This is a genomic window from Ancylobacter sp. FA202 (genome assembly GCF_000380205.1).
Taxonomy (GTDB): Bacteria; Pseudomonadota; Alphaproteobacteria; order Rhizobiales; family Xanthobacteraceae; genus Ancylobacter.
The window spans coordinates 1,306,033-1,318,797 of sequence record NZ_KB904818.1; the positions used below are offsets into that span (position 1 = coordinate 1,306,033).

The 12,765-nt window shown below is 68.3% G+C and carries 11 protein-coding genes; 5 read left to right on the forward strand and 6 right to left on the reverse strand.

All coding sequences use genetic code 11. From position 1 onward, the window contains the following. Window positions 1–3: 3 nt before the first annotated feature. Both A3M1_RS0105895 and hisE read right to left on the reverse strand, forming a co-directional pair. Complete coding sequence (locus A3M1_RS0105895; protein WP_018388027.1) at window positions 4–585, reverse strand: YqaA family protein; 582 nt, start codon at window positions 583–585, stop codon at window positions 4–6. A 56-nt stretch (window positions 586–641) separates the two neighbouring features. Further along, on the reverse strand, window positions 642–1,079 hold the full coding sequence (gene hisE / locus A3M1_RS0105900) for a phosphoribosyl-ATP diphosphatase (protein WP_018388028.1): 438 nt from the start codon (window positions 1,077–1,079) through the stop codon (window positions 642–644). Window positions 1,080–1,289: 210 nt separating this feature from the next. Here hisE and A3M1_RS27125 point away from each other — a divergent pair, with 210 nt between their 5' ends. Further along, window positions 1,290–2,681, forward strand: coding sequence for a D-alanyl-D-alanine carboxypeptidase family protein (locus A3M1_RS27125; protein WP_026221165.1), 1,392 nt, complete (start codon window positions 1,290–1,292; stop codon window positions 2,679–2,681). A gap of 61 nt (window positions 2,682–2,742) precedes the next feature. Further along, complete coding sequence (locus tag A3M1_RS0105910) at window positions 2,743–3,870, forward strand: GTP-binding protein (RefSeq protein ID WP_018388030.1); 1,128 nt, start codon at window positions 2,743–2,745, stop codon at window positions 3,868–3,870. Between the two features lie 82 nt (window positions 3,871–3,952). Here A3M1_RS0105910 and A3M1_RS0105915 read toward each other — a convergent pair whose 3' ends face one another. From A3M1_RS0105915 to A3M1_RS0105930, 4 genes are all read right to left on the reverse strand, one after another. Beyond that, window positions 3,953–4,582, reverse strand: a complete 630-nt coding sequence (locus A3M1_RS0105915; protein ID WP_018388031.1) for a CAP domain-containing protein — start codon at window positions 4,580–4,582, stop codon at window positions 3,953–3,955. Window positions 4,583–4,697: 115 nt separating this feature from the next. Beyond that, complete coding sequence (locus A3M1_RS0105920; protein WP_245261587.1) at window positions 4,698–7,241, reverse strand: DUF3772 domain-containing protein; 2,544 nt, start codon at window positions 7,239–7,241, stop codon at window positions 4,698–4,700. Window positions 7,242–7,483: 242 nt separating this feature from the next. Beyond that, window positions 7,484–8,134, reverse strand: coding sequence for a GNAT family N-acetyltransferase (locus A3M1_RS0105925; protein ID WP_018964181.1), 651 nt, complete (start codon window positions 8,132–8,134; stop codon window positions 7,484–7,486). Between the two features lie 244 nt (window positions 8,135–8,378). Further along, on the reverse strand, window positions 8,379–9,182 hold the full coding sequence (locus tag A3M1_RS0105930; protein ID WP_245261588.1) for a trypsin-like peptidase domain-containing protein: 804 nt from the start codon (window positions 9,180–9,182) through the stop codon (window positions 8,379–8,381). Between the two features lie 404 nt (window positions 9,183–9,586). On the opposite strand from A3M1_RS0105930, the gene zapE reads away from it, so the two are divergent. The 3 genes from zapE to mdh all read left to right on the forward strand — a co-directional run bounded on the left by zapE (window position 9,587) and on the right by mdh (window position 12,757). After that, the gene (zapE, locus tag A3M1_RS0105935) at window positions 9,587–10,807 is read left to right on the forward strand and encodes a cell division protein ZapE (RefSeq protein ID WP_018388035.1); all 1,221 of its coding nucleotides are present in this window, start codon (window positions 9,587–9,589) and stop codon (window positions 10,805–10,807) included. Between the two features lie 83 nt (window positions 10,808–10,890). Continuing rightward, the gene (locus tag A3M1_RS0105940; protein ID WP_018388036.1) at window positions 10,891–11,613 is read left to right on the forward strand and encodes a DUF1003 domain-containing protein; all 723 of its coding nucleotides are present in this window, start codon (window positions 10,891–10,893) and stop codon (window positions 11,611–11,613) included. Between the two features lie 178 nt (window positions 11,614–11,791). Further along, a complete protein-coding gene (gene mdh / locus A3M1_RS0105945) occupies window positions 11,792–12,757 on the forward strand; it encodes a malate dehydrogenase (RefSeq protein ID WP_018388037.1) in 966 nt (321 codons plus the stop codon). Window positions 12,758–12,765: the final 8 nt, after the last annotated feature.

Genomic DNA, 12,765 nt, shown 5'->3' on the forward strand with positions numbered 1-12,765 from the left:
CGCTCAGAACAGGTACACCGCCGCCAGAACGCCGCCGACCACCAGCACGGCGAACGCCGCCGTCACCAGGCCGAGCCGTTCCTCGATGAAGGTGCGCGCCGAGGGGCCTATCCAGTACAGCAGCCCCGCCACCATGAAGAAGCGCAGCCCCCTTGTGATGACCGAGAGCACCACGAACCAGAACAGGCTGTAATGGGCGAAGCCCGAGGTGATCGTCACCACCTTGTAGGGGATCGGGGTCAGTCCCTTGATGAGGATGATCCAGTGGCCATAGCGCTGATAGGCCTCGGTGAAGGCATCTACCCGGGCGCCATAGCCATAGAGCTGGATCAGGAACAGTCCGAGCGAGTCGTAGAGCAGCGCACCGATCGCATAGCCGAAGAGGCCGCCGACCACGGAGGCCAGCGTGCACACCGTTGCGTACCACCAGGCGCGGGCCGGGCGCGCCAGGCACATCGGCACCAGCATCACATCAGGCGGCACCGGGAAGAACGAGCTTTCGGCAAAGGACACGGCGGCCAGCGCCCACGGCGCGGAACGCCGCTCCGCGAGGTCGATCACCCACTGGTAGAGGCGGCGCAGCATGCAAGGACCTGACGAAGCGAAGTGGGTTCGGTGAACCGGCTCTCACCGGACGTGCGCTAGGGGCGCCGGCGCGGCATGTCGGGAAGAGGCGCGGCGCCGGCACCGTCGGCGATGTCCCACAAAAGCGGCCGGACGGCCACCCCTGCCTCGAAGAGCGGCGCATCCTTGCCGGCCCTGCCTCGGCGCTTGGGCATCTTCTCCGCCATGCCGAGCAGTTTCTCGCGTCGGCGCATCTCCGCCCACACATCCTCGGGCTCGATGCCGAGTTCCACCCACAGCACGACTAGATTGTAGAGAAGATCGGCGCTCTCGCGCACAGTGGCGGCGCGGTCGCCGACCACGGCGTCCAGCGCCACCTCCACCGCCTCCTCGGCCACCTTCTTCGCCATCGCCGCCCGGCCCTTGCGGAACAGCTTCTGGGTCCGCACGGAAGGGTTGTCGCCCTTCTGTGTCGCGGCCACGGCGGCGTGCAGGCGGCGGATCGAATCACTCATGCCGAATCACTCATGCGTCGATTCTAGAGCCATTTGCGTGAAGCCTGTGCGGCAGTGCGCCGAACGGATCGCGCCGATCGGATGGCGCCGCTGTGATCCGGCCGGCGGGCTTTGTTTTTGCGCCGCCGCAGGGTTCGGGTTATGCAAGGGGCGAAATCCTTCTCGGGCCGGCCCGGCCCGCTGCCCCGGTCAGAAACGGATATTGGAAGCGTGTTGAACCTTTCCCTGTTCCGCCCCCGTCGCGCCTGGCTCGTGGCCGGGCTTGTCAGTGCCGCCCTGGTCGCCCCGCTGGCGGCGCGCGCCACCCCGGCGCTGGTCATTGAGGTCGACAGCGGCAAGGTGCTGCTGGCGGAAGACGCCACCAAGCCCTGGTATCCCGCCTCCGTCACCAAGCTGATGACCGCCTATGTTACCTTCAAGGCCATCCGCGCCGGCCGGCTGACACCGGAGACACTGATCACCGTTTCCGACTTCGCGACGACGCAGAAGCCCTCCAAGATGGGCTTCAAGGCCGGCACCCAGGTGACGGTCGACAACGCGCTGAAGATGATGCTGGTGAAGTCGGCCAACGACATCGCCGTGGTGCTCGCCGAAGGCGTCAGCGGCAACCTGCCCGCCTTCATCGACGAGATGAACGCCACCGCCGCCGAACTCGGCATGACCGGCACCCATTACGCCAACCCGAACGGCCTGCCCGACCCGGCGCAGGTGTCGACGGCGCGCGACCTCGCCATCCTCTCCCGCGCCATTTTCCTCAATTTCCCCGAACAGGCCGACCTGTTCCGCATTCCGGCGATCAAGATCGGCCCGGCGGTGATCCGCAGCTACAACAAGCTGATCGACCGCTATCCCGGCGCCGACGGCATGAAGACCGGCTTCATCTGCGCCTCCGGCTTCAACCTGGTGGCCAGCGCCACCCGTGGCAACCGGCACCTTCTCGTCGTCGTGCTCGGCACCGAATCCGGCAAGGCCCGCACCGAGCAGGCCGCCCTGCTGCTGGAGCGCGGCTTCCAGCAGTCCGGCAATGTGTTCGGCTCGCTCGCGCCGTCGGTGGAATCGCTGCGCAACGAGAGCGGCCCACCCACCGACATGCGCGAGCAGGTGTGCGGCGGCAAGCGCAAGAACACCGCCTCCGAAGCCGATGACGACAGCGGCCCGGCCCCCACCGGCTATGTCGCCGCCGGCATGGCCCGGCTTGACGGCACTGTGACTGGCGCCAGCCTGCTGCAAAAGCTGCCGCCCTCCATGCCGCCGGTCGAGGTGTTCGTCGGGCCGTTCCCCAGCGCCGAGGCGCTCGCCGCCGCCTACCCGGCGCCGCCGGCGCCGAAGAAGCCGGCCGCGAAAAAGCCGGGCGACAAGAAGGGCCAGACCACGGCGATCATCGACCCCGCCGATCCCTCCGCTCCCGCTGCTGCGCCAGCCCCCAAGCCGAAGCCCAAACCCAAGCCGGCCACGGCGCAGGCGTCGCCCGCCGGTGGCGCCCCCGCCAAACCCGCCGCCGCCAAGCCAGCGTCGAAGCCGGCGGCCAAACCCGCCGTGAAGCCCGCCTCCGGGCCGGGTGCCGCGCCGGCCAATCTCGTCGTTCCTCCGCCACCGCAATAGCCTGCGGGCGCCTCAGCCTCGCGGGACCGTGGCGCCCACGCGCCCGAACAGGATTTCGCTCATGAGCGAGGCGACCCGCCTCCCCCCGGAACCGCTTCCGGTCACGCTGCTCACCGGCTTTCTCGGCGCCGGCAAGACGACGCTGCTCAACACGCTGCTGCAGCAGCCGGACATGGCCGACACCGCCGTGCTGATCAACGAGTTCGGCGAGATCGGGCTCGACCATCTCCTCGTCCAGCATTTCGACGACGCCACCGTGCTGCTCGCCTCCGGCTGCCTGTGCTGCACCATTCGCGGCGATCTGTCCGAGGGACTGGAGCAGTTGCTGCGGCGCATGGACAATGGCGTCATCCCTCCCTTCCGCCGGGTGGTGATCGAGACCACCGGCCTCGCCGACCCGGCGCCGATCCTGCACGTCTTGATGATGCATCCCTATCTGCTGATGCGCTTCCGGCTCGATAGCGTCGTCACCGTGGTCGACGCGGTGAACGGCCTCGGCACGCTCGACGCCCACCCGGAATCCGTGCGGCAGGCGGCGATTTCCGACCGCATCGTGCTCACCAAGACCGATCTGGTCGATACGCCCGAGCGGATCGCCGATCTCGCCGCGCTGCGCCAGCGCCTCGCCCGCCTCGCCCCCGGCGCGCCGGTGCTGGATGCGGCGAAGGGCGAGGCGACGCCGGCCGCGCTGCTCGGCGCCGGGCTCTATGATCCCGCCACCAAGATCCCCGACGTGTCGCGCTGGCTGGCCGACGAGGCGGTGAGCGCGGCGGAGGAGGCCTCCCGCGCCCACGCCCATGACGAGAACCGCCATGACGAGCGCATTCGCGCCTTCACCGTGGCCACCGAGGCGCCGGTTTCCGCCGCCGCCATCGACATGTTCCTGGAGCTGGTGCGCGGCACGCATGGGCCGAAGCTCCTGCGGCTCAAGGGTATCGTGAAGCTGGCCGAGGACCCCGAGCACCCGCTGGTGCTGCACGGCGTCCAGCATGTGCTGCACCCGCCGAGCCAGCTCGCCGCCTGGCCGGATGACGACCGCCGCACCCGCCTGGTGATGATCGTGCGCGATGTCGAGCCGGCGATGATCCGCCGGCTGTTCGACGCCTTCATGGGCCTGCCGGCGATCGGCCAGCCCGACCGCGTCGCCATGACCGACAATCCGCTCGCGCCGCACACTCTGCGGCGCTGAGCGCGAGCGCCGCACACTCGGCGGCGCTGAGCCGCGAGTGCCGGCCACGCTCCGGCTGCTGAACGCGAGCGCCCTTCGCGGCCTATTGCGAGGGCAGCGGCGCGCCATTGAGCAGAACCTGCGTGCCGCCCGCCGCCGGTGCGCTGGCGGGCGCGCCGGCCGGGTTCGCCGCCGCCTCGGCCGCCTCGGCCCTCGGGTCCGGCACCGCGATCACCATCGCCCAGTAGACGCTGTACTTGCTGCGCGGCGAGCGCACGGCGGCGATGCCGAGGCGGGTGGCGCCCGACAGCAGCATGTTCTTGTTGTGCGAGGGCGAATCCCGCCAGCCGGAAAACGCCTCGGCCAGGGTGTGATAGCCGGCGCCGACATTCTCCGCCGCCTTCAGCCCGCTGAACCCGGCCGCCTTCAGCCGCGTGGTCAGCCCCCGCCCGCCAATATTGTGCGAGAGCTGGTCCGCCGCCGCCATGGACTTGGCCTGACGCTCGGCAACATTCATCAGCACCGGGTCGATGGTCACAGCCGGTAGGCCGCGCCCGCGCCGGTAGTCGCTGATCAGCGCGGCCGCCGCCTGCGGGTCGAGCGCGCCGCCCTTGGCAATGTTGGCATAGAAAGTCTCGTCCACCGGCGCCGTGGTCGGCCCGGCGGCGCAGGCCGCGAGCATCAGGGGCACGAGCAGCAGGCCGGCAAGGCGCTTCAGCAGGAAGGTGGACATGCGACACTCTCAAGGGGCGCGGAGACGGGGAGGTCCGGGAACGATTGAATCCGCCCGGATCGGTAAACCAATCTCTAACGCGCGGGTGCGATGACGCCGAGTTCAGCGAAAATGCCTAGCCGCCCTCATCGCCGGCCGGCGGCTCCTCGCCGATCCGCCCGCCGCGATAGATGCTCCACGGCGTATAGGGAATGCCGATCTTCGCGGTCTTCAGCCGGTCGAGCACGGCGAAATGCAGGTCGCTCTTCACGGTGAGCGCATAGTCGACATTCGCCACCACGCAGCGCAGCTCGAATTTCAGGTAGCTGTCGCCGAACGCCATCAGGAACACCCGCGGCGGCGGCGAGCGCAGCACCTGCGGGTGGTCGCAGGCGCAGCCGATCAGTATGTCGCGCACCTCGTCGGCATCCGCGTCATAGGAGACGTTGACCGCCACGATCACCCGGCCGGTGGTGTTGGCGTGGGTGAAGTTCTTCACCATGCCGGTGATGAGGTCGGAATTGGGGATCAGCACCGCCGCGCGGTCGAAGGTCTCGATCTCGGTCGCGCGCACGCTGATGCGGCGCACATAGCCCTCCTCGCCCTTCACCGCGATGGTGTCACCGACCCTTATCGGCCGCTCGGCCAGCAGGATCAGCCCGGAGACGAAGTTCGAGACGATGGACTGCAGGCCGAAGCCGATACCGACCGAGAGCGCACCGGCGACCAGCGCGATGTTCTCGAGGTTCAGCCCCAGCTGCCCCATCGCCATCGCGATCACCGTGATCGAGCCGATATAGCCGATGATGGTCGCGATGGAATTCTGCAGGCCCTGGTCGAAGGCGGTCTTCGGCAGGATCGCCACCGCGAACCAGCGCTGCACCGCGCGGGCGATGACGATGCCGATCACCAGGAACAGCAGCGCGCTCAGAATGTCGCCGATGGCGACCGTCGAATTGCCGATGGTGAAGCCGAGGGTGACGCGGCTCGCCAGATCGGCGAAGTCCGAGGTCGAGGTGCCGAAGGTGCCCACCGTCACGATGACGATGCCGATGATCGCCACCGCCTTCAGCACGCCAGCGATCAGCACCGACAGAAGTTCGAGGCTCGCCGGCCGGATGCCGAGCGCCTTCGCCGCGTGGCGCGCCCTCGGGCCGGTGGCGAGGGAATCGACGAACAGCGAATTGATCAGCGCCACCACGAGATAGAGCGTGCCGGCCATGACCACGGCGATCAGCGCTCGCGAGGACAGGAAGGAGGCGATGCTGACATAGCCGGTAATCAGCGCGCCGAGGATGGAAAGGTTCAGCACCCAGAAGGGAAACTTGATCCAGTTGAGCAGGGTGAAGGAACGGGCGTCCCGGCCATCGTCGGCCTTGCCGTCCGAAGCCTTGCCGTCCGAAGCCTTGCCGTCCGAGGCCTTGCTCTCCGGCGCCTTGATCTCTGGACCCCTGCTCTCTGGACCCTTGCCATCCGCCGCCTTGCCCTCATCCTCATCCGTGTCGCCGGACAGGGCGTTGAGGGCGCGCATGCTGCGCGAGGCCACCAGGACGAGGCACAGCGACATGGTGGCGCTGGTCGCCACCGAGAGCGGCACCGGAACCACCAGGGCGCGGTGGAAGGCGCCGAGCGTCACGGCGGTCGCCAGAATCCAAAGGCCAATCGACGTGTAGCGGAAGATCAGGCCGGCGATCTCGTCCGACAGCGGCACCACGCGGCGCTGAGGCTCGCGCGGCGCCAGCGCCCCGTCGAGCAGACCGACGCCGATGGCGATGATGGTGATCGCGAGCAGAATCCCCTGCGCGATCTCGTTCACGCGCGGGGGCAGCAGGTCGAAACTGTTCAGGAGGGCCAGAACAGCGGTGGCGGCCAGCGGCGCCGCCGCCATCCGCAGGATGGCCACCAGTGCCGAAAGCCCGCACGCCCGCAGGCGCGAGAGCGTCTCGCCCTCCGCGCCAAGCTCGGCGCGGTGCAGCGGCCGGGCGAGGATGCTGCGCGCCAGGAAGATCAGCGCCACGATCGCCAGCGCGCCGAAGGCTACCGCCACCTGGCCGAGAAACGGCATGCGCGCATTGGCATAGGCGGCCCAATCGCTCAGCAGATAGTTGATGCCGCGCAGTTCCACCGGCACGGCGGCGGCGGCCTGCAGCCACAGCGAGGGATCAAAAATGCTGTAGGAGCGCGCCAGCAGCGTGTCGGTGAACAGCGCCCGGCGCCGGCTGGTGATGCGGTCGGAAAGCTGATCCGCCCGCACTTTCAGCAGCTTGGCCTGCTTGAGCACGCCGTCGAGCTCGGTGGCGCGGGCGGTCAGAGCGTCGCGCTCGGAGGTGATGGAAGCGTCTTCCGGCGGGGCGTCCTCGGCCGGCTTGGCGCCGATTTCCTTCACCCGGTGATTCAAGTTCGCCAGCAGCGGCTCCAGCAGCGCGATGCCGGCGGTCAGGTCGGTCCGCACCGGGTCCAGCCGGTTGCGCAGATCGTCGAGGTCGATCGAGCGCAAACCGTCGCGCCCCAGCGCCGCCTCCACGCCGTCGACGATGGCGCGCTGGCCCTCCAGCTTCTGCTGAACCTGCAGCTGTTCCGGCGGAATCTGCGCGAAGCTCGCGCTGGTCCCGACCAGAACGGCGAGCGCGACCAGCGCCACCACCATGGAGCGGGCCACGAAACGCGCGATGAATCGCACGAAGCCGGGGCTGCGCAGAGGCGAGACGGGCGCGGCCGCGAGGCGCAGGCCGGCAGGAAATGCGGGAAGGCGGGAGCTGGGATACATCGTGCCGGGGCGGATTGGAGCCAGTGGCCGACCTCTCTCAGTCCCGATCAAGGCCAAGTCAAGGCCGGTACTCAAGGCCAGGCATCAACGCAGGGTATCAAGGCCTGCGATCAAGGCCGGCGATCAGGGCCTCGCGCCTGCCCGGCCCCTGCGCCTCAGTTGCCGCGCAGATGCGGCGGCAGCATTCGCTCCTGCAGGTCGGCGGCGGAGGAGAAGACGGCGAAGATGTCGCCGATGAATTCGCGGGCCTGCGAGAACAAGGTGGCGCGCGGGGCGCGCATGCGCCCCACCATCTCCTCGTCGTCGAGCTGGAGATCAGCCGCGTGGTGCACGGCGAGGTTCCGCATCGGCCCGTTATTGGGCAGGAACACCACCTGCAATTCCTCGATGCCGCGATTCTGCGCCAGCAGCACCAGATGCTTCATCAGCGCCGAGCCGATGCCCTTGCCCTGCCAGGGACGCTCGACGCTGAACGCCGCCTCGGCTGCCGCCGGCTTTCCCGGGCGCGTGCCAAGCGGGTGCAACTCCGCCACCGCCCGCAAATCGCCCTCGACGAAATAGCCGATGGCGCTCGCCTCGCCGGAGACAAGGCGGGTGGCGTGACGGGCCAGCGCGCTGTCGGACACCACCCCGCCGAAGCGCATGAAGCGGCTCAGCGGATCGAGCCGCAGCAGATGCGCCAGTATCGCCTCACGTTCCGCCGGCACCAGCTTGCGGATATGGCCCGGCAGCCGCACCAGCGCCGGGGAAGGCGGGGCAAGCGGCGCCCGCGGCGCGGCAGATGAAGGGGCGGCGGACGGTGTCATGGGCTCGGTCTCGACGGGACCGCAGATCATTATTGCGGCGCAGCATAAATATGCGCACCGCACAACGAGACAACTCCTGCATCTGCATGGCTCGCATGCGGCCTCGGCGAGCCTGCCCCACTCTACGCCACCGCCACCACCGCGCCAATGCGTAGGGTCGCGGACACCGTGCGAGGGAGCAACGACACGCGCGCCTGCCCGTGCCGCTGGCTTGACGCCTTCCCTCCGGCAGAGGGAGGGCGAACTAGCGGCTGGCGCTCAGCGTGCGGGCCCGCGTCACCACCTCGGTGATCGCCTCGCGCAGGGCGCCATCGGCCGACAGGCCGAAATTGTAATGGCTCATCGAGAACGGGCCGACCTTGCCGGGATGGGCCGAGCGGAAACCGACATAGACGCCGAGAAACGCCCCGTCCGGCGACAGCATCGCCGCGCCGGAGACGCCGCCCTCGGCGTCGCAGTCGATCGCGACCTCCCGCAGGCCGCTCGACGCCGTGGTCGTCACCTTGCGGGCCTGGCAGTTCTGCAGCGAATAATATTCCTGGCCGCCGCTCTTCGCCGCCGCCGCCAGCACGATGTCGCCCGGAACCTGCATCGTGCCGGGCATATAGGGCTTCACGCCCTTCACCGGCCCGGCGAGCGGCACCACCGCCCAGTCCTTCACCGCCGGCTGGCCATAAGGCTCGCGGGCGCCGCACACCACCTTGTCGACATCGACCGACACCTTCTGCCGGCTGCCGCCGGCGGTGATCTCGAAGGTGCAGTCGGCGCCCCGCCCGCGCGGCTCGCCGCCGGGGGTGAACAGCACATGCGAGGCCGTCACCAGCACGTTGTTGGCGCCCACCAGCTGGCCGGTGCCCACCGCCGAGCCGCAGCGCACCAGGCCGGTGGCGCCGAAGCGCGAGGCCATGGCGGCCGGCGTCAGGCCGAAGGTGCGGGAATAGTCCTCGCGGGAAAGACGGTCATCGCGGTCGATGATGATGGCGGAGGATGGCAGGCTGGCGGAGGTCGAGGCCTTGCGCTCCACCGCCCCCGCCGGGGCGCTGCACACGCCTATCCCGCAGGCCACAGCCAACGCCACGGACACGGCCCGCCCAAAAGGGGCCTTTCCGCCAGAATCGCCAAAGCCGCGCACCCGCATTCCGGTCTCACCCGTCTGGAGAAGCCAAGCGAGTGTGAGGGAATAAATGCGGACGGGTCAAGGCAAACCGAAAATAACGCGCAAACCGCCCGTCGGTTCCCGCCGCCCTGCCATGCATTTTTCGGGGATGGGTCGCGCATTGGTGCCGTCGTCCGGCGCACCCGGCCGAGGCGGGGGCGGTCTTCCCCTGGCCGGGCTTGCGCAACGCTTGCCTTGCGCCACGGTTGCTTTGGGCAACGGTAGTCTTTCGCAACCCTTGCCGCAACGGCCGGCTAACGTTAAGCGTGCGCTGCAACATTGCGGGGTGCCCCAATATGGCGGAAATGGTGGCGGCGGAAGCCGGCGGCTCGGTGCTTGCCGCACGATATGTCGCCCGCATGGCGGCTGGCGACATCACGCCCGATGCCGGCCAGGCCCGGGTGGTCGGGGCGCTGGCGGCTCTCGAACAGCGCATCGCCTCCCGCCGTCTCGCCCGCAAATCCTCGGCGCTGGGCTGGCTGTTCGCACGGCGCGAGGACACGATTCCCCGCGTGCGCGGCCTTTATATCCACGGCGCCGTCGGGCGCGGCAAGACCATGCTGGTCGACCTGTTCTATGAGAGCGTGGCGGTGCGCAAGCGCAAGCGGCGCGCGCATTTCCACGAATTCATGGCCGATGTCCACGCCCGCATCTTCCAGGTGCGCAAGGACATGAAGGAAGGCCGCATCAAGGATGGCGACCCCATCGCCCCGGTCGCCGCCGCGCTCTATGAGGAAGCGTGGCTCTTGTGCTTCGACGAGTTCCACGTCACCGACATCGCCGACGCGATGATCCTCGGCCGGCTGTTTGAGAAACTGTTCGATCTCGGCGTCGTCATCGTCGCCACCTCCAATGTCGCCCCGGACGACCTCTACAAGGGCGGCCTGAACCGGGCGCTGTTCCTGCCGTTCATCGCCATGATCGAGCAGCACATGGAAGTGGTGCGGATCGAATCGCCCACCGACTACCGGATGGAAAAGCTCGGCGGCGCCCGCACCTGGTATGTGCCGGCGGCGCACGAGACCATGGCCGATATCGACCGCGAGATGGACAAGGTCTGGCACCGCATCGCCGGCATTGACGGCGGCGCCCCCGCCAGCGTCACCTCCGGCGGCCGCACCATCCCCGTGCCCCGCGCCGGCGGCGGCGCGGCGCGCTTCAGCTTCGCCGATCTGTGCGGCGTGCCGCTGGGCGCCACCGACTATCTGCGCCTCGCCCGCAGCTACCACACGCTGGTCATCGACCACATTCCCCAGCTCGACCAGGACACGCGCAACGAGGCCAAGCGCTTCATCACACTGATCGACGAGCTGTATGAGAAGGGCGTGAAGGTGGTCGCCTCCGCCCCCGCCGAGCCGGAGCAGCTCTATCTCGGCACCGAGGGTGCGGAAGCCTTTGAATGGGCCCGCACCGTCTCGCGCCTGCACGAGATGCGCTCGGACGACTATATCGCCCGCCCGCATGGGCGTGGCGATTCGCACGCCAGCGGCAACACGACCGGCCTCGTCGAGACCTGAATGGAGGCGCGGATGGCGGCCCGGCCCTTCCCGCATGCCAGAAACGCCCGCCGCCCGGGCACCTTTCACAGGAACGCTCCGGCATGAGCACGCACGCGCCCCACCCCCACCAACCCTCCCCGCATCACAGCTGCGCCCTCACCGGCGAGATCGTTTCCGCGCGCAATGGCCTGCGCCTCGACATGCTGCGGCCGGGCCTTGCCGATCACATCAGGGCGCTGCATCCCGACATCGCGCCCGATGCCTATATCTCGCGCCAGGCGCTGGCGAAGGAGCGCAGCGCCTATATCGCCGCCACGCTGAAGGCCGAGCGCGGCGACCTCAGCGAGCTTGACCACGACGTCATCGCCAGCCTCGCCGCCAACGACATCCTCACCGAGAATATCGAGGACGAGATCGAGCTCGGGCGCACCTTCGGCGAGCGCGCGGCCGATGCCATCGCCTCCTTCGGCGGCAGCTGGACCTTCATCATCTCGTTCATGGTGTTCATCAATCTCTGGATGGCGCTGAACATCGCCGGGCTGATGGGCGCCTTCGACCCCTACCCGTTCATCCTCTTGAACCTCGTGCTGTCCTGCGTCGCCGCCCTTCAAGCGCCCGTCATCATGATGAGCCAGAAACGGCAGGAGGTGAAGGACCGGCGACGCTCGGAGAACGACTACCGCGTCAATCTGAAGGCCGAGCTGGAAATCCGCCATCTGCACGAGAAGATCGACCACATGCTCACGCGGCAATGGGAGCGCCTGGCGGAAATCCAGGCAATCCAGATCGAACTGATGGAAGATCTCGCCAGTCGGCGCCGCTAGAACACGGCCAGCGCCCGTCGCGGACAGGTATTTCGTATACCAGTACTTGGTCCGAAAGTTGTACTCGGGCGTATTTACCTCAACGGCCTTCCTCGCTTGAACCACGCAGCGATAAGGTCTATCGGAACCCCGGCGCGGCGGAGCGCCGCACCCTCCCCTCGGAAAGTCAGGAAATCTCATGGCTCGAGCAAAGATTGCACTGATCGGGGCAGGCCAGATCGGCGGTACTCTCGCCCTTCTCGCCGGCCTCAAGGAACTTGGCGACGTCGTGCTTTTCGACGTGGCGGAAGGTATCCCGCAGGGCAAGAGCCTCGACATTGCCGAAGCCTCCCCGGTCCTCGGCTTCGACGCCGCGCTCGTCGGCGCCAATGGCTATGAGGGCATTGCCGGCGCCGATGTGGTGATCGTGACCGCCGGCGTGCCGCGCAAGCCCGGCATGAGCCGCTCCGATCTTCTCGGCATCAATCTCAAGGTGATGGAACAGGTCGGCGCCGGCATCAAGCAGCATGCCCCCGACGCCTTCGTCATCTGCGTCACCAACCCGCTCGACGCCATGGTGTGGGCGCTGCAGAAGGCCTCGGGCCTTCCCACCCACAAGGTGGTCGGCATGGCCGGCGTGCTTGATTCCGCCCGCTTCCGCTATTTCCTCGCCGACGAGTTCGACGTGTCGGTGGAAGACGTCACCGCCTTCGTGCTGGGTGGCCATGGCGACGACATGGTGCCGCTGGTGCGCTATTCCGGCGTCGCCGGCATCCCGCTGCCGGACCTCGTCAAGATGGGCTGGACCAGCCAGGAGAAGGTTGACGCCATCGTCGACCGCACCCGCAAGGGCGGCGGCGAAATCGTCAACCTGCTCAAGACCGGCTCGGCCTTCTACGCCCCGGCCGCCTCGGCGATCGAGATGGCGACCTCGTATCTGCGCGACAAGAAGCGCCTGCTGCCCTGCGCCGCCTATCTCACCGGCCAGTACGGCATTGACGACCTCTATCTCGGCGTGCCGGTCATCATCGGCGCCAATGGCGTCGAGCGGATCGTCGAAATCGAGCTGGATGCCAATGAGCGCGCCATGCTCGACAAGTCGGTCGCCTCGGTGAAGGAACTGGTCGGCGAGTGCCAGAAGATCGCGCCCGGCCTCGGCGCTTGAGCTTTTCG

Bases quoted from the DNA above. Each gene is read 5' to 3' on its own strand.
- A3M1_RS0105925 (WP_018964181.1), bottom strand. From the start codon at position 8,134: ATGACACCGTCCGCCGCCCCTTCATCTGCCGCGCCGCGGGCGCCGCTT.
- A3M1_RS0105915 (WP_018388031.1), bottom strand. From the start codon at position 4,582: ATGTCCACCTTCCTGCTGAAGCGCCTTGCCGGCCTGCTGCTCGTGCCC.
- A3M1_RS0105895 (WP_018388027.1), bottom strand. From the start codon at position 585: ATGCTGCGCCGCCTCTACCAGTGGGTGATCGACCTCGCGGAGCGGCGT.
- zapE (WP_018388035.1), top strand. From the start codon at position 9,587: ATGGCGGAAATGGTGGCGGCGGAAGCCGGCGGCTCGGTGCTTGCCGCA.
- A3M1_RS0105940 (WP_018388036.1), top strand. From the start codon at position 10,891: ATGAGCACGCACGCGCCCCACCCCCACCAACCCTCCCCGCATCACAGC.
- mdh (WP_018388037.1), top strand. From the start codon at position 11,792: ATGGCTCGAGCAAAGATTGCACTGATCGGGGCAGGCCAGATCGGCGGT.
- hisE (WP_018388028.1), bottom strand. From the start codon at position 1,079: ATGAGTGATTCGATCCGCCGCCTGCACGCCGCCGTGGCCGCGACACAG.
- A3M1_RS0105910 (WP_018388030.1), top strand. From the start codon at position 2,743: ATGAGCGAGGCGACCCGCCTCCCCCCGGAACCGCTTCCGGTCACGCTG.